Raw genomic sequence first — 16,122 nt, 5'->3', positions numbered from 1 at the left:
CATACGGAGCACGTGACTCGGCCCGCCCCCCCGTGGCGGGCCGAGTCGTGTGTGCGGCCCGCCGGGCGCCGCCGCACGCATTCTCGCGGCCGCCCGTAGACGTGGCAGAACAGCCTGTCCGCGCTGGCAGTCAGGCAGTCGTAGAAGGCCCCCCTGACCCGGACAGCACCGGAATCAGTGGTCCGTCACAGGCTCAGCGTGGGGAGTTCCTCGTCGGTGCGGGGCTCGCGGTTTTCGATCAGCCAGAACAGGTAGCCGCGCAGGTAGTCCTCCAGGCCGTCGTCCAAGTAGGCGGCGTACCGGTGGAGGGCTTCCTTCTCGTTCTGGCGGTCGTCGAGCTCCTCGGCTGTCCAGGCGCGGACCGACTCGCGCCCGGCCCACCACTGTCTCACCGCTTCGGGAGTCCACTGTTGGTCGCCGTCCCAGGCGTAGCCGCCCTGCGGTTCGTCGGCGGCGATTTCCACCAGTCCCGCCACCTCGCGGGGATTGGCGGGCTGGCGGTACACGAACTCGTAGTGCTCGTCGCTGGAGAGCACGTGGTCGGGGAGGTAGTACGGGCCGTTCAGGCCGTCGTCGGTCACGCCCGCGTAGAACGGACCGGGCACGTTGAGCCAGCTGCGGTCCTCCCAGCGCCCGTTGCCCATCGAGTTGGTGAGCTCGCGGGCGGTGGGCAACGGATCCCAGTACCGCAGTTCCTGCCAGCGCCCTTCGGTCGGATAGGCCATCAGCCGCCGCCGCATCCGTGCCGCCGAGTGCGCAAGTTCTCGATCCCAAGCCTGTTCCATCACGTCCGCCTCCCACCGGGCGAGATCACCTCGGAACTCAAGCTAACGCGGATAGCGCGCGAGCCACCCCGGTGACGCACCCACCGGACTGTGCAGGGCCGGCCCCTGGGTCATCTCCATCGCGAAGTCGTCGGCGAGTTCGAGGATGGTCTGGCGGCCCTCCAGTTCGGCCACCCAGGCCGGCGGAAGGGCCGTCTCGCCGTGCAGGGCGCCGAGGAGGCCGCCGGTGAGGGCGCCGGCGACGGCGGAGGGCCCGGCCTGGTTGACGGCGAGGCACAACCCGTGCCGCACGTCCTCCCCGACCAGGGCGCAGTACACGGCCGCGGCCAGCATCCCGTCCGCCGCTCCGTCACCCGTCAGCTCCTCGACCCGGGCCGGGGAGGGCATCCCCTGCCGTACCGCCCCGAGCGCGTGCTGCAACGCGTCCGACACGGGCCGGTGCCCCGGCCGGGCGGCGAGCACCGCCAGCGCCCGCTGGACGGCCCCGTCCAGCGAGTCCCCCCGGGCCAGCGCGTGCACGATCACCGCGTACGCGCCCGCCGACAGACAGGCGGTCGGATGCCCGTGCGTCTGCGCCGCGCACTCCACGGCCAGCTGGACGACGAGCTGCGGTTCCCAGCCGACGAGCAGCCCGAACGGAGCCGACCGCGCGACGGCCTCCGGTCCCATGTCGTCCGGGTTCTTCGGCGACTCCAGCGTCCCCATCTTCTCGTCGCCGAGCCCGAGCAGCAGCGCGCGGGTGGGATCCCTCCGCGCGTACAGCCACTCTTCTCTGGCGAGCCACCCGTCCTCCGCCCGCCGCTCGTCCGGCCCCCAGTCCCTCTGCGTAGCAGCCCACCGCAGATAGGCCCGATGCAGGTCGGTAGGCGGATGCCAGGCCCCCGTGTCCCTCCTCACCTGGGCTCTTATCAACCCGTCCACGGTGAAGAGGGTGAGCTGCGTGTGATGCGTGACGCTCCCGCGCCGCCCGTACCCGAACCCGAGATCGACGAGCCCCTCGGCCCCGTAGGCCGCCCGGATCTCCTCCAGCGTCAGCCCGTCGACGGGACCGCCGAGCGCATCCCCCACGGCAGTACCCAGCAGCGTCCCCCGCACCCTGCTCCGGAAGTCCTGCTGCTCGACCCGGCCCCAGACGGCACCCAACGTCGGACTCACCACCATGACCTCCTCACGGGCACCGTCCGTACATACAAGCGGTCAGCACTGTAATCGACCGGGAACGGTCCGTTCAGGGGGCAGTTAGGTATGCGAAGTGTGGGTTGTGTGCTCCCGGGTGACCGGGTTTCGGCCAGGTCAGACAGGGAGAAAGGGGTCAGCCGTACCAGGTGACGTTGCAGACGCAGACACGCTCGTGGCGTGGCACGGGAAGAAAACTGATGAACCCCCGCCCACCCAGGATGTCGAATTCACGCAGCCCGCCCTCCCGGTCGAGAGGCCTGCCGACCTTCACGGAGTCCTGTCCCAGGGCGGCCAGTTCGGTCGCAAGGCGCTCGACCTCGGCGACCGCTCCAGGTGGCAGGCCATCCGTTACGTACTCGGCACTCGGGTTGTAGTCCCAGGCCCGGTCCGTCACAGCCCGGTCTCCGCCTCAGCCGTCTCCCGGATGGCCTGGATCTCCGTGATGGCGGCGGCCGGGTCCTGCTCACCCGCGTCCACGATACGCTCCAGCTCACGCAAGCGCGCGGCGCGTTCCGGATGGCGTTGGATCGACACGAACACGGCCCACTGGGGGTACCCCCTCTGGGGGAGTACGAAGGCTCGCAGCGGCGCGAGGCTCTGGGTCTGCTGCGCGTTCGTCGTGGCCTCGAAGAGGTGCTGGGTGAGGGCCGGGATCCGGCTCGGGGCAATCCGCGCGACCGCCGCCCGCAGAGCATCCGGGGTGAGCTCGGGCATGGGGATCAGCGGTTCGATCGGGCCGTCGGTCTGGGCACTCACGGGGGCCCCGGTGCGGGTGGCTCGGTCCTCGTACGGTACCCGGGCAGTCGGCGGCGCGGCGTCTTGGCGGCGCTTGCCATGAAACTCATCTCTGGCATCCCGGTTTCCCAGGCCACTGCGCCGACTGGACGACAGCCGCGGCACCACCCGGGTTCGGCGGCGCGGAACGCGCGTTCGCAGCCGTCACAGGTCTGCAAGGGATCCGGCCGGAAGGCCGGTGGTGAAGGCGGTGCGGGGGCCCGGAGGGGGAGGGCCGGGGGCAGGAGGTCGCTGAGGCGGTGGGCGAGTAAGGCCGCCGGGTGCTTGATCGGGTCCTGCGGCTGGCCGCTCGTGTGGCGGGAGGCCGCCGGGATGCGCCAGGGCGAGCTCGGCGCCGCCATCGGATACAGCGAGGAGATGGTGTCCGCCGTGGAGCGGGGGCGGCGGATCCCCAAGCCCGACTTCCTGGAGAAGGCCGATGAGGTGCTGGGGGCGGGCGGAAAGCTCGCGTTCATGAAGGAGGACGTGGAGCGGGCTCGGTATCCGAAGAACGTGCGGGATCTGGCGAAGCTGGAGGACGAATCGTCAGAGCTCGGCGCCTACGCCGCACTTCACATCCACGGACTGCTTCAGACTCCGGAATACGCGCAGGCGCTGTACGCGATGCGGAGGCCCGCCTACACAAGTGAGGAGATCGAGCGGCTGGTCGCCGCACGGATGGCGCGGAAGGCCGTGTTCGAGCGTGTCCCCCTGCCACAGCTCACCTTCGTCCAGGAAGAGGTGACGCTACGACGACCGGTCGGGGGCAGAATCGTATTGCGTCGACAGCTCGAACACCTCCTGGCGATGAGCAAGTTGCGGCACGTCTCGATCCAGGTCATGCCGACCGACTGCGAGGACCACGCGGGCATGATGGGCTCCATCCGGCTGCTGAAACTCCGCAACGGCAAGACCCTGGCGCACACCGAAGGGCAGCAGTACAGCCGTGTGCTCAGTGATCCCCGGGAAGTCCAGACCCTGGAGATGCGCTATGGAATGATCCGGGCGCAGGCTCTTCCGCCACGGGAGTCTGTGGCCTTCATCGAGAAAATCCTTGGAGAACCGACATGACCTCCACGCTCACGTGGTTCAAGAGCACCTACAGCGGCAACGACGGCCCCGACTGCGTCGAGGTCGCCATATCCCCCGTCACCACCACCGTCCACGTCCGTGACTCCAAGGACAAGGACGGCGCTCGGCTTGCGTTCGGGGCCTCCTCATGGGCGTTCTTCTGCTCCGCGACGCAGGAGCTGTCCGCCCGGTAGCGCTGCGCACCTGCGGGCTGCCGCAGCGGCTCAGTGAGCTCTTGGCTGCTTCACCCAACTCCGTTATGGAGAGGTCGAGTTGGGGAGGCCCAGCGAAGAATCGCAAACCTTGTGTGACGGGTGTGCGTCCCTCATGCTTGATGAATCGGGTGCTGCGCGGCGCACGAGCGGGGCGAGGGGGAAAGTCCGGTGAGACTGGGGAGCACGGACGGCCATGGCTTAGTCGCTTCGAGCGTGGTCGCGGGGGTTGTGGTGGCCGGCTTGGCGCTGGCCGGTTGTTCCGGCTCTGACGACGAGCGGGCCGGCGGCAAGGAGGCCTCCTCCTCCCCGAGCGTCGACGTGACGTCGGCCGACCCGTCCCCGACTCCGACCCCGTCGCCGTATGTGGACGACGACGGCGTGCTGATGGCGAAGGGGGACTGCTACGCGGCCGTGGCCGACCCCGTCGAGGCGGGCCAGGTCCAGGAGGTGGCGTGCGACGACGCCGCGGCCGAGGGCAAGGTCGTGTACTACAGCACGGAGGATCTCGACGGGCGCATCTCCTCCTCCTACGCCCCCTACTGTCCCGACAACGCCGACGACGTGCTGGGCATCACCAGGGGCACGGGGATGGGGCAGGAGTTCGCCGGCCACAGCAATTTCGTCGCGTTCGCCGCCGCTACCCAGTACGCCTGCGTCCGGTACCTCAAGGGGCCGCACCCCGGTGACCCGGGCGGTGGCGGGATGGAGATTCGCGTGGGCGACTGCCTGGCAGAGGAAGACGAGAGGTACAAGGAGGTCGCCTGCGAGGGCGACGACGTGCCTGGCTACAAAGTCGTGGCGGAGACGGCCAAAGGGGAGGACTGCCCCCGCAAGAACGACATCCTTCTCAGCACGGACACGCTGTTGAGCCGAGTCGGGCTGGACGTCACCGCGTACTGCGCTCGCGCCCTCTAGTGCGGTGTCGTCCGATCCGACCATGGGAGGTGCGGTGGCCGAGCCCGTCCGTGTGCGCAGACTGACCGACCAGGAGGGACAGAAGCCGCGGCAGACGGTGCGCCGGGGCGGCACCGGTGTCGAGGCGGTCAAGCCGAAGCTGCGAGGGTGGCTGCACGCCGGGGCGTTCCCGCCCGTGCTGGCCGCCGGGATCGTGCTGACATGCCTGGCGCCCACCACGCGCTCCGCGGTGGCGTGCGCGATGTTCGCGGCCACCTCCTGCCTCCTGTTCGGAGTGAGCGGGGTGTACCACTGCGGCACCTGGAACCCGCGGACCCGCGCCCTGCTGCGCCGGATCGACCACGCCGACATCTTCCTGGTCATCGCCGGGACGTATACGCCTCTGGTGGTGGCGGGGGTGCCGCGTGAGCCGGCGGCCGTGCTGCTGGGCCTGGTATGGGCCGGGGCACTGATCGGCATCGCGGTGCGGATGCTCTGGCTCTCCGCCCCGCGCTGGGTGTACGTCCCCTGTTACCTGGTGCTCGGCTGGACCGTGGTGTTCTACCTGCCCGGTTTCCCGCAGCCCGGCGGCGCCGCGGTGGAGGCGCTGATGATCACCGGGACCGTGCTGTACTCGGTCGGCGCGGTGGTGTACGGCCTGAAGCGGCCGAACCCCTGGCCGCGCTGGTTCGGCTTCCACGAGATCTTCCACGGTTTCACCCTCGTGGCCTTCGCCTGCCACTACACCGCGATCTCGATCGCGGTGCACCACGGCAGGTAGCAGAGAGGCGCACGTCAGCGAAGCCCGGGCCCCGGAGAGTACTCGTCGGCGTATTCCTGGCCCGACAGTCGCTGCACCCCGCGCATGATGTCATCCGTGATCGCGCGAAGCGCCGCACGGTCGGACTCCGCCCCTTCCCCGGCAGGGAAGTCCAGTGGTTCGCCGATGCGTATGACCAGCGGGGCCCGCTTCGGCACGGTGGCACCGGGCGGCTGGATCCGGTCCGTGCCGATCAGGGCGACCGGGACGACCGGGCAGCCGGTTGCCAGCACGATCCGCGCAATGCCCGTGCGGCCCCGGTACAGCCGGCCGTCGGGAGAACGCGTGCCCTCCGGGAAAACCCCGAGAAGGCCACCCCGCCGCAGCACCTGGACACCTGTTTGCAGAGCGGTGTCGCCCGCGGAACCTCCGTCACGATCGACGGGCAGTTGACCCAGGCTGCGGAAGAACCGCGATATCAGCCACCCCTTGACGCCCGGTCCGGTGAAGAGGCTGGATTTCACCATAAAGGTGACCCGGCGGGGCAGAACCGCAGCCAGGAAGAACGTGTCGGAGAACGAGAGATGGTTACCGGCGATGATCGCCGGCCCGGGAGGCAGATTACGAATTCCGTCCACCTTGGGGCGAAACCAGATACGCAGCGCCGACAGGACGGTGGCCTTGAATATCAAGTATGTCATTTTCGGGTATCTTGTCGTATCCGGCAGGACAGCGATCGGGCACGTCCGCACCGCGGCCCGGTCCGCACGACGATAGCCGGATCCATCCCTGGTGTCTCATGATCCTGTTCATCGAGGTTCGCCTCGGTACTCTCCCAGGGTCACCTGAAAGCCGGACGGGGAGATCAAGCGTGGATCTGCGCACCAAGGAATTTCGGCGGCGGTGCGGAAGCGGCCTGTTAAGGATTTTCACACTGTCATTGACCAAGCGAAACTGGTCGAGTCTGTCACATATCCCCCGGGAGGGCGGCTGCATCATAGCCGTCAACCATGTTTCGGAGTTCGACCCCCTGGTGGTATGGCAATGCTTGAGGGACGCCGGGCGCTGGCCGCGTTTTCTCACCAAGTCGAGCCTGCTCGAAGCCCCGATCCTGGGAGCATTTCTCCATCTGTTGGGATGCATACCGGTATATCGCGGCACCGATGACGCGGCCTCGGTGCTCGCTGCCGCGGCGGATGCCGTCCAGGCAGGAGAGTGCCTCGTCATCTACCCCGAGGGAACCACGCCCAAGGACGGCGATCTGTGGCCACGGCAGGGAAAGACCGGTGTGGCGCGACTGTTCCTGGCCACGGCGGCACCGGTGGTGCCGCTGGTGACCTGGGGCCCGCAGAAGGTGTTCGACCCACGCACCCGCAAGTGGCACCTGCGCTCGCGGACGCCGGTGACCGCCGTGGCAGGTCCCCCGATAGACCTTTCGAGTTGGGCCGGCACGGAGCCGACCGCCACCAGCCTCGACGCGATAACCGAGCAGATCATGGCGGCTCTGCACGACCTGCTGGCCGAACTGCGGGATACGGCGGATCATTGAGCGTCTTCAGCGTGGCCGCTCAGCATTGCGGGATGGCGGGTTCACGCTTCGGCGATGCGGTGGCGGACCGCGGTCCGCTGCTCCCGGGCCCAGGGGTACTCCGGGTTCAGCGCGAGGGCGCGGTCCAGGTCGGCGAGGGCTTCCTCGTGGCGACCCAGGTTGGACAGGGACACGCCTCGGCTCGCGTAGGCCGACGCGTAGCCGGGGTCGAGTTCGAGGGCGCGGTCGTAGTCGGCCAGGGCCTCCTCGTCGCGGCCGGTGACGCGCAGGGCGTCGCCGCGTTCGCAGCGGCCCCAGGCCCAGTCGGGTTGCAGGGCCAGGGCCCGGTCCAGGTCGGCGAGGCGGCGGGTCTGGTCGCCGAGGCCGCGCCAGACGCGGGCGCGGCGGGCGAGGGCCCAGGCGTAGTCGGGCTTGAGTTCCAGGGCGTGGTCGAAGTCGGCCAGGGCCGCGTCGAGGTCACCGTGGCGTTCATGGGCGGCGCCGCGGGAGGCCAGGGCGAACTCGCTGGTGGGGTTGCGTCTGATCCCCTCGCTCAGGTCGGCCACCGCTTCGTCGTGGTGGCGTGCGAGTCGGTGGTGCTCGCCGCGCAGGATGACGTTCCACGGGTTGTCCGGCTCCAGTTCGAGCAGCCGGTCGAGGTCGGCCAGCGCACCTTCGTAGTCGCCCGTCCAGCCCCGGGTGACGGCCCGGCCGCGGCGGGCGCGGACCAGGGCCGGGTCCAGGGCGAGGGCGCGGTCGTACTCCTCCAGGGCCCGCTCGGGCGCGCCGTCCCGGCCGAGCGCGTCGGCCCGCAGCGCCCAGGCCGTCGCCCGCCACGGCTCGTCGCCCCGGGCGCGGCCTAGCAGCAGCCGGAGCAGTCCGGCGAGCCCGCCCGCGGCGAGCGCCTCGGAGAGGTCGCCGCCCCAGGTCCGTACCGCCTCGGCGTCCGCGTCCTCGCCCGCCTCGGCCAGCAGCCGCACCCAGGGCCGTACGGCATCGTCGCCGTGGACGCAGGCGGTGACGACATCGGCCAGAGTCCCGGAGAGCGCGGCGCGGGGTCTCGCGCACAGCAGGTGGTACGACTCGCCTAGCCGCAGCTCCCGCCACCCCTCGTCCGCCCACAACTCATCGGGGCGCAGGCCGGCTTCGGCCTCCGTGCGCCGTCTGCCGTACGCCTCGGCGAGCCGGGTGTGCCGCTCGGCCCAGCCCTGGGGTGAGCGCAGTCGCTGGAGCCGGAGCATCGGCGCCCGTACGACGTCGTGGTACTGCAACCGCCCCCCGTGCTCGCTGACGAACGGCATGCCCCTCAGCCATGCGAAGAGCGCGCCCGCCAGGTCCTCGGAACCGTCCACGACGGACCGGAACGCGTCCTCGTCGAGCCGTCGGGGCAGCGAGCCTGCCAGCGCGGCCGCTCTCCGCACGGGGTCCCGCTCCCATTTCAGGAACCGGTCGACCGCCGTGGCGCTCGGATCCCCCACTTCCCCGGGGCCGACGGGCCCGGACTCGGCCAGGGTGGAGACGAGCACCGGAAGCCCGCCCGTCAGCCGCAGTACCTCGGCGACCACCGGTTCGTCCCGCACCCCCTTGTCCGCGAGCAGCCCCCGGGCCTCCGCCTCCGTGAACGGGCCGAGCGGCAGGTCCGTCCTGAAGTCCGCGAAGCTGCCCCAGCGGGCCGTGTCGAACGGGTGCTGGCCGGAGGTGACCACGACGACGTTGGCGGGGAGGGCGCCATGGCGGTCGGTGGTCATCACGTCGTGCAGCCAGGGGTCGAGGAACGGGCCGGTGCGCTCGTAGGTGTCGAGGAGGAGGACGATCCAGGGCGCGGTGTCGGCCGCCCCGGCCAGTTCCGTCAGCAGCACGGGGGTGAGTACACGCTCGGGGGACAGGACCAGTTGGGCGTCCTCCTGGCTGCGGAAGCGGGCCCGGAGCCGGTCGGCGCCTTCGGCGAGGCGATCCGCGTCCAGGGCGGCGGCGAAGGCGCCCGCCACCGGAACCATCCCCAGTCCCACCTGGGCCGCCCGCGCCACGGCCAGGCTTCCCGCCGACGGCCCCTCCCGGTCCTCCGGTCCGCCCATCGTCAGGGCGGCCTCCGCCTCGTGCCGCCGCTCCCGGTGCGCGGCCAGCAGCCGCTCCAGTTCCTTGAACCGCCGCCCCTGGACCGCGAACTGACGGATCATCACAGCCATCGCCTCGGGCACGCCGGCCACGCCCTCGTCGACATACGCGGTCAGCGCCCCGGCCTCCCGGGCGATCTGCTCCAACTCCCTTACCAGCCGGGTCTTCCCGACGCCCGCGTCACCGTGCACATGGAAGAGGAAGCGGTGCCGCTCGTCCTCGGGCGGCAGCTCCAGGTTCCGCCGGAACGCGGCCCGCTCCTCGACCCGTCCGACGAACCCGGCCCTCCGGCGCCGCCCGATCAGCTCCTGCATCGACGGCCGTGTCGACCCCATCAGCTGCACCCCCGTAGCCACTCCGCCCGCAGTCTGGCAGAGGCCCCGGCATCGGGCCACGGGCGCCTGTCGAGCCCGGGGCACACCTGACATGCTGCCCCCATGTCGACACCGCCCCCGCCCCCGCCCTCGCCCCCGCCCGCGTCCGTAGAGGCTTCCGCTCCCTCCGTCAACGGCCTGCGCCTGCGGGCGCGTCGGGTGAGCCGGGACGTCCGTGGCGGAGGGCGGATACTGAACGGCATATCGATCGACGTCCTCCCGGGGCAGCTCACCGTGATCGCCGGGAGCAGCGGTGCGGGCAAGACCGTGCTGCTGCAGACGCTGGCGGGGCTGAGCGCGCCGACCGAGGGCGAGGTGCTGCACGACGGGGCGCACCCCGGGCCGCCGGGGCCGGACTTCGGGTTCGTTCCGCAGGAGGACATCATCCACCGCGAGCTGCCGCTGCGCCGCACCCTGGTGTACGCGGCGGGTCTGCGGATGGCTCCGGGCACGCCGGCCGGGACCGTGCTGGAAACCGTCGACCGGGTGCTGGACACGCTCGGTCTGGCGGAGCGGGCGGAGACTCCGGTGCGCGCGCTGAGCGGGGGCGAACGCAAACGGGCCAGTATCGCGGTCGAGTTGCTCACCCGTCCCAGGGTGCTCTTCCTCGACGAGCCGACGTCCGGGCTCGACCCGGTCACCGGCGCGGCCCTGCTGCGCACCCTGCGGACGCTGGCCGAGGACGGCACCACCGTCGTACTGACCACACATGTCCTCGCCGATCTGCTCCGCACCGACCAGGTCGTGTTCCTCTCCTCCGGTGGCGAGGTCTCGTACGCGGGTGAGCCGCACGCCCTGTTCGAGGCCTTCGGGGTCGGCACCGTGGAGGAGGTGTACGAGGCGGTGGCGGGCGGCGCGCGCGTGGCGCGGACCGTACCCGAGGACGTCGAGCATCCTGATGCCGCATCACCGTCGCCGCGGCCGCCGCGTGTCGGTGTCCTGGGGCAGTGGGCGCTGCTGACCCGGCGCGGTACCGCGCTGCTGCTGCACAACCGGCTCTCGGTCGCCGTCCTGGCGGGCTCGCCGGTGATGATCGTCGCGATGTTCGCGGTGCTGTTCCGGGCCGGTGCGTTCGATCCGGCGGCACCGGACCCGGGCTCCTCGGCGATGATCATGTTCTGGATCGCGTTCGGTGCGTTCTTCTTCGGGCTGACATACGGCCTGCTCCAGATCTGCACCGAGCTGCCGGTGCTGCGCCGGGAGTGGCTCGCGGGGCTGCGGATCGGTCCCTACGTCGCCTCGAAGCTGACCACCATGCTGCCGGTGCTCGCCGTCGCGGACGCGTTGTTGCTGGTCGTGCTGCGTGCTCTGGACCGGCTGCCCGCGGCGGGCTGGGACACGTACGGGTCGCTGTTCGCGTCGAGTGTGCTGGCCTCGGCCGCCGCTCTGGCGCTGGGGCTGCTCGCGTCGGCGGCGGTGTCGGAGCCGGGCCAGGCGACGCTGATGCTGCCGTTGCTCTGCTTCCCCCAGGTGCTGTTCTCGGGCGCCTTCGTGCCGGTGCCCCGGATGACGGTGGCCGGGAAGGCGATCAGCTGGGCGATGACCAACCGCTGGGCGTTCGAGGCGCTGGGCAGCGGGGTGGGGCTGGAGTCGCTGTGGCGGGAGGGCCGCTCGCCGCTCGGTCCGCCGCTGCTGGCGTCGTACGGGGATTCGTTCGGGCATCCGGCGAGCCGCGGGTGGTGGGTCCTGGCGGGCTTCGCGCTGGTGTTCCTGGCCTGGACATGGGTGATCCTGGTGCGCAAGTGCCGGGACGGGGCGGCGAGGAGCCGGGCGGGACGGTGATCCGCCGCAGGGTGAGCGGCAGGGCGACAGGGGCTCAGCAGCTCTCCCGCGCGGCCAGTCCGGCCGCCGTCGGCACCCGGTCCCGGTAGGTCTCCGTCACGAACGTCAGAAACGTCCCGATGTCCCCGGGCTGGGACGACACGCCCAGGGAGACCCGCACGGCGCCCGCCGACGGCAGCTCCAGCAGCTCCAAGTACTCGTCCAGCGAGGCGACTTGCGTGTCGGCCGCCGAGCGCAGCCGGGTCAGTGGCAGGTCGAACGCCTCTTCTCCGGCGCCCGGATTGCAGAAGCAGCCCGTGCGCAGGGATATGCCGTGCGCGGCGCTGTCGCGCGTGACGACGCGTTCGTCGACGATCCGGCCGTCCGCGCCAAGCACGTTCAGCGCGACCGTACCGCCGCGGTCCGCGTCGCCGCGGTCCGCGCCGGCGCGCTCGGTGCCGTACACCCGGACCAGCGGGGAGCCGTCGCTGTGCCGCAATGCCCTCAACCCGCTGAGCAGTTGGGCGGTGAGGGCGGTGACGTGGGCGTGTATGCGGTCCATGCCGATGCCGTCGATCCAGGCGAGTCCGGCGGTCACGTCCGGCAGGGACAGGAAGTTGACCGTGCCGTCCTCGAAGGCGGCCTCGTCGGCGGCGAGGACGTGCCACTGGGCCTGGGCGCTGACGGCGTAGATGGTGCCGCCCGAGAACCAGGGGCGGCGCAGCTTGGCGAGGGCCGCGCGGCGGGCGATCAGACTGCCGATGCCGGTGGGGTGTCCGAAGACCTTGTACCAGCTGACGGCGGTGAAGTCCGGACGGTGGCGGCTCAGGTCCAGGACGTTGGTCGGGGCGAAGGCCGCCGCGTCGAGCAGTACGTCGTAGCCGTGCTCCCGGGCGGCGGTGATCCAGTCCAGTGAGTGCTGGACGCCGGTGAAGTTGCTCTGCGCCGGGTAGGCGAGCAGGCCGCCGGCGGCCCGGCGCGGGCCGGGTGGGGACAGGGCGGCGAGCAGGCGCCGCTCGTCGATGTGCAGGCCCGGTACGTACACGGTCGCGGCTCCCCGTGCCCGCGCGTACTCCCTCAGGCCGTTGACCGAGTTGTGGTTGTCGAGCGACATCACGAGTCTGCTGTCGCGGGTGAAGGGGTACGCCTCACCGACCAGGCGCAGGGCGCCGGTGGCGTTGGGGGTGAAGATCACGGCGTACTCGTCGGGGTCCGCGTTGAAGTGGCGGAGCACCGCCTGCCGGGCCTCGGCCAGCAGGAGTCCGGAGGCGCGGGAGGCCGGGCTCTCGGAGTGCGGGTTGCCGAACAGTCCGCCGGTGATCCGCCGGGCGCTGCCCATCACGAGGGAGCGCGGGGGAAGTCCGGCGCCGGTGTGGTCGAGGTAGGTGTGTCCGCCCTCGTCGAGGTAGCCGAACTCGCGCGTCCGCAACTCCGCGAAGCCGTCGGGACCTTCCGCTCCCCCGGCGCTTGTACATCGGGCGGCGTCTGCCGTGTCCATGAGAACTCCTTCGCATGAAACTTCGACAAAGGTAACCGCGTGCGAGCGGTTCGCCGCCGCGCCACGACGTCGGACCGCCCGCCAACTGTCGGACAGGGGGCCGTGGTTGGCCGGGGTGGGGAAGGACGGTGGCGTATCCACCTCCCAGGCACCTCGTGCTCTTCCGCTCGCCGCTGCCGTGCTCACCGGCCTCGCCCTGATCGTCGTCCGGCTCAGCCCCTCGGACCAGGAGAGCTGATCAGGACGGACAGGGAGCCGCCTCGCGGCCCGCGCGGAGGACGGCCGTCGAAGTGTCCGGGAAGGCCGCCGGGCCGTCCCGGACCGTCACCGCGTGCGGCTCCGTGGAACCGCAGCCGACCGACATCGGGTGGTGGCCGCGTTCCCGTGAAACGCCGGCTCGACGCAGTACGGCCGATCGCGCACCGAGGTCAGGCACGTTGGCGCCGTCATACCCTTCACCCGGTTGGCCACTCAGTGCGCGCGGCACATTACACAGAGCCATCCTTGTTGAGGGCTTACCGCCGTCCCTGGCCGCACCCCTCCCTCGGGGCGGCACAAGCCGTCCTCACACACTCAGGGAGCGAGCGCCTTCACCAACTGCCGCGCGAGCTGTTCGTGCGTCGCGCGCATTTGTTGACCGCTGACGGCTCAAAGGCGCTTGCCCCTGGCCTGGTGCGCGCACCGGGCCGGTCCATTCCATTCGCGACCCCGAAGGGAAATCCCCATGCGCTTCGGCACTCTCGGCATAGCAGGCACAACGACTCTTGCTGCCGGCCTGGTGGCCCTGGCCGTACCTCAGGCCGACGCCCAGCCCGACCCCGCCCCCCTCGGCGCCACGGCTGGTCGACACCCGCACGCCCTCGCTGCCGCTGCACCGTGCCGCACGTCCCGACGGATCGTCCACTGCCACGAAACGGGCGACGGTCAACGTTCTGACCTGCTCGGCAAGTGACCTGATCGCGGCGATCAACACAGTCAACCCAACCGGCGGTACGGTCAACCTCTTTCCGGGCTGCACCTACACCCTCACCGGCGCGGACAACGACAGCAACGGACTACCGGTCATCACCAGCACGGTGACGGTCACCGGCTTCAATGACACCATCACCCGGTCGTCGGCGGCGCTCTTCCGTATCTTCGAGGTCGACGCCCCGGGGAACCTCACCCTCAACTCCCTCACCCTGAGCAACGGCCATGCACCCGGTTTCTTTGTCGGTGTCGGTGGCGCCGTCCTGGTCAACGGTGCCGGCTCCGCGCTCACGCTCAACGCCGCGACGGTCACCAACAACGCCGCCGACTTCGAGGGCGGCGGCATCTTCTCCAACAGCGGCACCGTCAAGGTCAACAACAGCAGCCTCAGCAGCAACACGGCGCCTCGGGGCGGCGGCCTGGAGGCCGACCGCGGCAGCCTCGTGTTCAACGGCGGCACGGTCACCGGCAACACCGCGACCAGCACCTTCGGCGGCGGCGTCGTCTCCCTCTTCAATACGACGGCCTTCAACGCCACGCGCATCACGAACAACACCGGCGTCGTCGGCGGGGGCATTGCCGTTGCCGCGAACACGACCCTCAACAACAGCCAGGTCACCGGCAACACCGCCACCGGCGCCGCCGCCGGCGACCTCGCCGGCGCCGGCATCTACAACGAAAGGAGTCCGCTGGCCCTGAACCTCAGTCCGGTCAGCGACAACCACGCGACCGGAGCGGGCACCCGTGGCGGCGGCATCTACAACCGGTTCGCGGGCGCCGTGGCGACGCTGCTGAACTCCCGTGTGAGCTCCAACTCCGCCACCGACAACGCCGGCGGCATCTACAACACCGGCGGGACGGTGAACCTCGTTGCGTTGAGCCAGGTCGTCAACAACACTCCCAACAACTGCGTGACCAGCTCGCCGGCGATTCCCGGCTGCCCCAACTGACCGCCGACGAGTTGAACAGAAGGGTGTGAACGGCGGGGAGCGGGAAGGACGGTGGCATGTCCACCTCCCACGGGCCCCGTGCCCTCTCACTCGCCGCTGCCGTTCTCACCGGCAGCGTCGCCCTCTACATCGCCCTCGTCGCCTTCGGGAACATCACCGACTTCGGTACCAACCAGGCCTTCGTCCAGCATGTTCTGGCCATGGACACGACGTTCAAGGACGACGACCTGATGTGGCGGGCCATAACGGACAAGGGGCTTGAGAACGCCGCCTACGTCGCCATCATCGTGTGGGAGACGGTGGCCGCGCTCGTGCTGATCGCCGGGACCTGGCTCTGGGTCCGCCGTGACAACGTTCGCGCGCGGCGCGTCTCCACCTACGGTCTGCTGATGCTCGTGCTGCTCTTCGGCGCCGGGTTCATCGGGATCGGCGGTGAGTGGTTCTCCATGTGGCAGTCCAAGACCTGGAACGGGCTGGACGCCGCGACCCGGGTGCTGGTCCTCACCGGCCTCGCCCTGATCGTCGTCCAGCTCAGCCCGTCGGATCAGGAGGGCTGATCAGGAGGGATAGGGAGCCGCCTCGCGGCCGGCGCGAAGGACGGCCGTCCACCAGGCCAGCTGGTCGAGGAGGGCCTTGGCGTACCCGGCGACCTGGGGGTCGAGGGGGCGGCCGTCCTGCCACGCGGTGAAGTAGTTCGGGAAGGCCAGGCCGTCCCGGAGGGTCACCGCGTGCAGTTCGGTGAGTACGTTCTCCAGGTGCAGCACCGCATGGCGGCCGCCGGCCGCGCCGCCGTAGCTGACGAACGCCACCGGCTTCGCCGCCCACTGGGTGAAGTGCCAGTCGATGGCCGCCTTCAGCGATGCCGGGTAGCTGTGGTTGTACTCGGGGGTGACGATGACGAACGCGTCCGCCGCCGCCAGGGCCGCCGTCAGTCCGCTCATCCCGGACGGGCGGGGATAGGCGTCGCCCGCGTGTTTCGGTGACTCCGCCGGCAGCGTCAACGGGATGTCGTACGCCGCCAGATCCACGACCTCCACCTCGAAGCCGTCGTACGCGGCTGCCTGTTCGGCCACCCATCGCGCCACCACCGGGCCGAATCGGCCCTCCCGGACGCTTCCCACCAGGATCACCAGCTTGTGCGTGTCGCTGTTCATGGTCATCACCCTGCGGCCGCGCCGGCGGACCGGCCAGACCGTGCGCAGGCTGGCCCCCGCAAGGCCACGCTGCGGGAACCCCGGTCCGCCTATCC

Annotated in this window: 17 protein-coding genes and 1 pseudogene; 9 read left to right on the top strand and 9 right to left on the bottom strand. The window is 70.6% G+C overall.

The genetic code is table 11. The annotated features are described in order from the left end of the window. Positions 1-185: 185 nt before the first annotated feature. From KVT45_RS56220 to KVT45_RS56215, 5 genes and pseudogenes are all read right to left on the bottom strand, one after another. Positions 186-788 carry a ferredoxin gene (locus KVT45_RS56220; RefSeq protein ID WP_254646612.1) on the bottom strand — a complete coding sequence of 201 codons (603 nt, stop codon included), beginning with the start codon at positions 786-788 and terminating at the stop codon, positions 186-188. 39 nt (positions 789-827) lie between these two features. Next, positions 828-1,940: an ADP-ribosylglycohydrolase family protein gene (locus KVT45_RS12290; RefSeq protein WP_217546786.1), complete on the bottom strand. Its 1,113-nt coding sequence runs from the start codon at positions 1,938-1,940 to the stop codon at positions 828-830. A 157-nt stretch (positions 1,941-2,097) separates the two neighbouring features. Next, on the bottom strand, positions 2,098-2,358 hold the full coding sequence (locus tag KVT45_RS12285; protein WP_217546784.1) for a hypothetical protein: 261 nt from the start codon (positions 2,356-2,358) through the stop codon (positions 2,098-2,100). Next, positions 2,355-2,720, bottom strand: a complete 366-nt coding sequence (locus KVT45_RS12280) for a hypothetical protein (RefSeq protein WP_217546783.1) — start codon at positions 2,718-2,720, stop codon at positions 2,355-2,357. Before KVT45_RS12280 ends, KVT45_RS12285 begins: the two co-directional genes overlap by 4 nt. Positions 2,721-2,845: 125 nt before the next feature. Further along, positions 2,846-3,052: pseudogene (locus KVT45_RS56215) on the bottom strand (helix-turn-helix domain-containing protein); the annotation flags it as partial. On the opposite strand from KVT45_RS56215, the gene KVT45_RS12275 reads away from it, so the two are divergent. The 4 genes from KVT45_RS12275 (at position 2,991) to KVT45_RS12260 (ending at position 5,699) form a co-directional block, all read left to right on the top strand. After that, positions 2,991-3,809: a helix-turn-helix transcriptional regulator gene (locus KVT45_RS12275; RefSeq protein WP_254646689.1), complete on the top strand. Its 819-nt coding sequence runs from the start codon at positions 2,991-2,993 to the stop codon at positions 3,807-3,809. The pseudogene KVT45_RS56215 and the gene KVT45_RS12275 sit on opposite strands and share 62 nt — an antisense overlap. Continuing rightward, positions 3,806-4,003: a DUF397 domain-containing protein gene (locus tag KVT45_RS12270; protein ID WP_217546779.1), complete on the top strand. Its 198-nt coding sequence runs from the start codon at positions 3,806-3,808 to the stop codon at positions 4,001-4,003. The genes KVT45_RS12275 and KVT45_RS12270 overlap by 4 nt, the downstream gene beginning before the upstream one ends. Positions 4,004-4,237: 234 nt before the next feature. After that, complete coding sequence (locus tag KVT45_RS12265; RefSeq protein ID WP_217546778.1) at positions 4,238-4,939, top strand: hypothetical protein; 702 nt, start codon at positions 4,238-4,240, stop codon at positions 4,937-4,939. A gap of 22 nt (positions 4,940-4,961) precedes the next feature. After that, positions 4,962-5,699 (top strand): hemolysin III family protein, encoded by a 738-nt coding sequence (locus KVT45_RS12260; protein WP_217546776.1) that lies wholly within the window; start codon positions 4,962-4,964, stop codon positions 5,697-5,699. A gap of 14 nt (positions 5,700-5,713) precedes the next feature. Here KVT45_RS12260 and KVT45_RS12255 read toward each other — a convergent pair whose 3' ends face one another. After that, positions 5,714-6,370: a 1-acyl-sn-glycerol-3-phosphate acyltransferase gene (locus tag KVT45_RS12255; protein WP_254646610.1), complete on the bottom strand. Its 657-nt coding sequence runs from the start codon at positions 6,368-6,370 to the stop codon at positions 5,714-5,716. 179 nt (positions 6,371-6,549) lie between these two features. Here KVT45_RS12255 and KVT45_RS12250 point away from each other — a divergent pair, with 179 nt between their 5' ends. Then, positions 6,550-7,227, top strand: a complete 678-nt coding sequence (locus KVT45_RS12250; protein WP_217546773.1) for a 1-acyl-sn-glycerol-3-phosphate acyltransferase — start codon at positions 6,550-6,552, stop codon at positions 7,225-7,227. A 41-nt stretch (positions 7,228-7,268) separates the two neighbouring features. Here the strand turns inward: KVT45_RS12250 and KVT45_RS12245 are convergent, their stop codons facing one another. Then, positions 7,269-9,656 carry a tetratricopeptide repeat protein gene (locus KVT45_RS12245; protein ID WP_217546771.1) on the bottom strand — a complete coding sequence of 796 codons (2,388 nt, stop codon included), beginning with the start codon at positions 9,654-9,656 and terminating at the stop codon, positions 7,269-7,271. A gap of 102 nt (positions 9,657-9,758) precedes the next feature. Here KVT45_RS12245 and KVT45_RS12240 point away from each other — a divergent pair, with 102 nt between their 5' ends. Further along, on the top strand, positions 9,759-11,477 hold the full coding sequence (locus KVT45_RS12240) for an ATP-binding cassette domain-containing protein (RefSeq protein ID WP_217546769.1): 1,719 nt from the start codon (positions 9,759-9,761) through the stop codon (positions 11,475-11,477). Positions 11,478-11,511: 34 nt separating this feature from the next. Here KVT45_RS12240 and KVT45_RS12235 read toward each other — a convergent pair whose 3' ends face one another. Further along, positions 11,512-12,954, bottom strand: a complete 1,443-nt coding sequence (locus KVT45_RS12235) for an aminotransferase class V-fold PLP-dependent enzyme (protein WP_217546767.1) — start codon at positions 12,952-12,954, stop codon at positions 11,512-11,514. Positions 12,955-13,069: 115 nt separating this feature from the next. On the opposite strand from KVT45_RS12235, the gene KVT45_RS57665 reads away from it, so the two are divergent. The 3 genes from KVT45_RS57665 to KVT45_RS12225 all read left to right on the top strand — a co-directional run bounded on the left by KVT45_RS57665 (position 13,070) and on the right by KVT45_RS12225 (position 15,430). Then, positions 13,070-13,192 (top strand): hypothetical protein, encoded by a 123-nt coding sequence (locus KVT45_RS57665; RefSeq protein ID WP_302832492.1) that lies wholly within the window; start codon positions 13,070-13,072, stop codon positions 13,190-13,192. Between the two features lie 526 nt (positions 13,193-13,718). Beyond that, complete coding sequence (locus tag KVT45_RS12230) at positions 13,719-14,873, top strand: hypothetical protein (protein ID WP_217546766.1); 1,155 nt, start codon at positions 13,719-13,721, stop codon at positions 14,871-14,873. Between the two features lie 56 nt (positions 14,874-14,929). Continuing rightward, entirely contained in the window at positions 14,930-15,430 is a 501-nt protein-coding gene (locus tag KVT45_RS12225; protein ID WP_217546765.1) for a DUF2165 domain-containing protein, read from the top strand. Here the strand turns inward: KVT45_RS12225 and KVT45_RS12220 are convergent, their stop codons facing one another. Next, the gene (locus tag KVT45_RS12220; protein WP_217546763.1) at positions 15,431-16,027 is read right to left on the bottom strand and encodes an NADPH-dependent FMN reductase; all 597 of its coding nucleotides are present in this window, start codon (positions 16,025-16,027) and stop codon (positions 15,431-15,433) included. Between the last annotated feature and the right edge of the window lie 95 nt (positions 16,028-16,122).

The sequence above is a fragment of the Streptomyces sp. GbtcB6 genome (genome assembly GCF_019091475.1).
Classification (GTDB): domain Bacteria; phylum Actinomycetota; class Actinomycetes; order Streptomycetales; family Streptomycetaceae; genus Streptomyces; species Streptomyces hyaluromycini.
Note: the sequence above shows the minus strand (reverse complement) of the source record. Positions and strands in the feature narration are given on the sequence as shown.

Bases quoted from the DNA above. Each gene is read 5' to 3' on its own strand.
- KVT45_RS12240 (WP_217546769.1), top strand. From the start codon at position 9,759: ATGTCGACACCGCCCCCGCCCCCGCCCTCGCCCCCGCCCGCGTCCGTA.
- KVT45_RS12245 (WP_217546771.1), bottom strand. From the start codon at position 9,656: ATGGGGTCGACACGGCCGTCGATGCAGGAGCTGATCGGGCGGCGCCGG.
- KVT45_RS12225 (WP_217546765.1), top strand. From the start codon at position 14,930: ATGTCCACCTCCCACGGGCCCCGTGCCCTCTCACTCGCCGCTGCCGTT.
- KVT45_RS12220 (WP_217546763.1), bottom strand. From the start codon at position 16,027: ATGAACAGCGACACGCACAAGCTGGTGATCCTGGTGGGAAGCGTCCGG.
- KVT45_RS12260 (WP_217546776.1), top strand. From the start codon at position 4,962: ATGGGAGGTGCGGTGGCCGAGCCCGTCCGTGTGCGCAGACTGACCGAC.
- KVT45_RS12235 (WP_217546767.1), bottom strand. From the start codon at position 12,954: ATGGACACGGCAGACGCCGCCCGATGTACAAGCGCCGGGGGAGCGGAA.
- KVT45_RS12270 (WP_217546779.1), top strand. From the start codon at position 3,806: ATGACCTCCACGCTCACGTGGTTCAAGAGCACCTACAGCGGCAACGAC.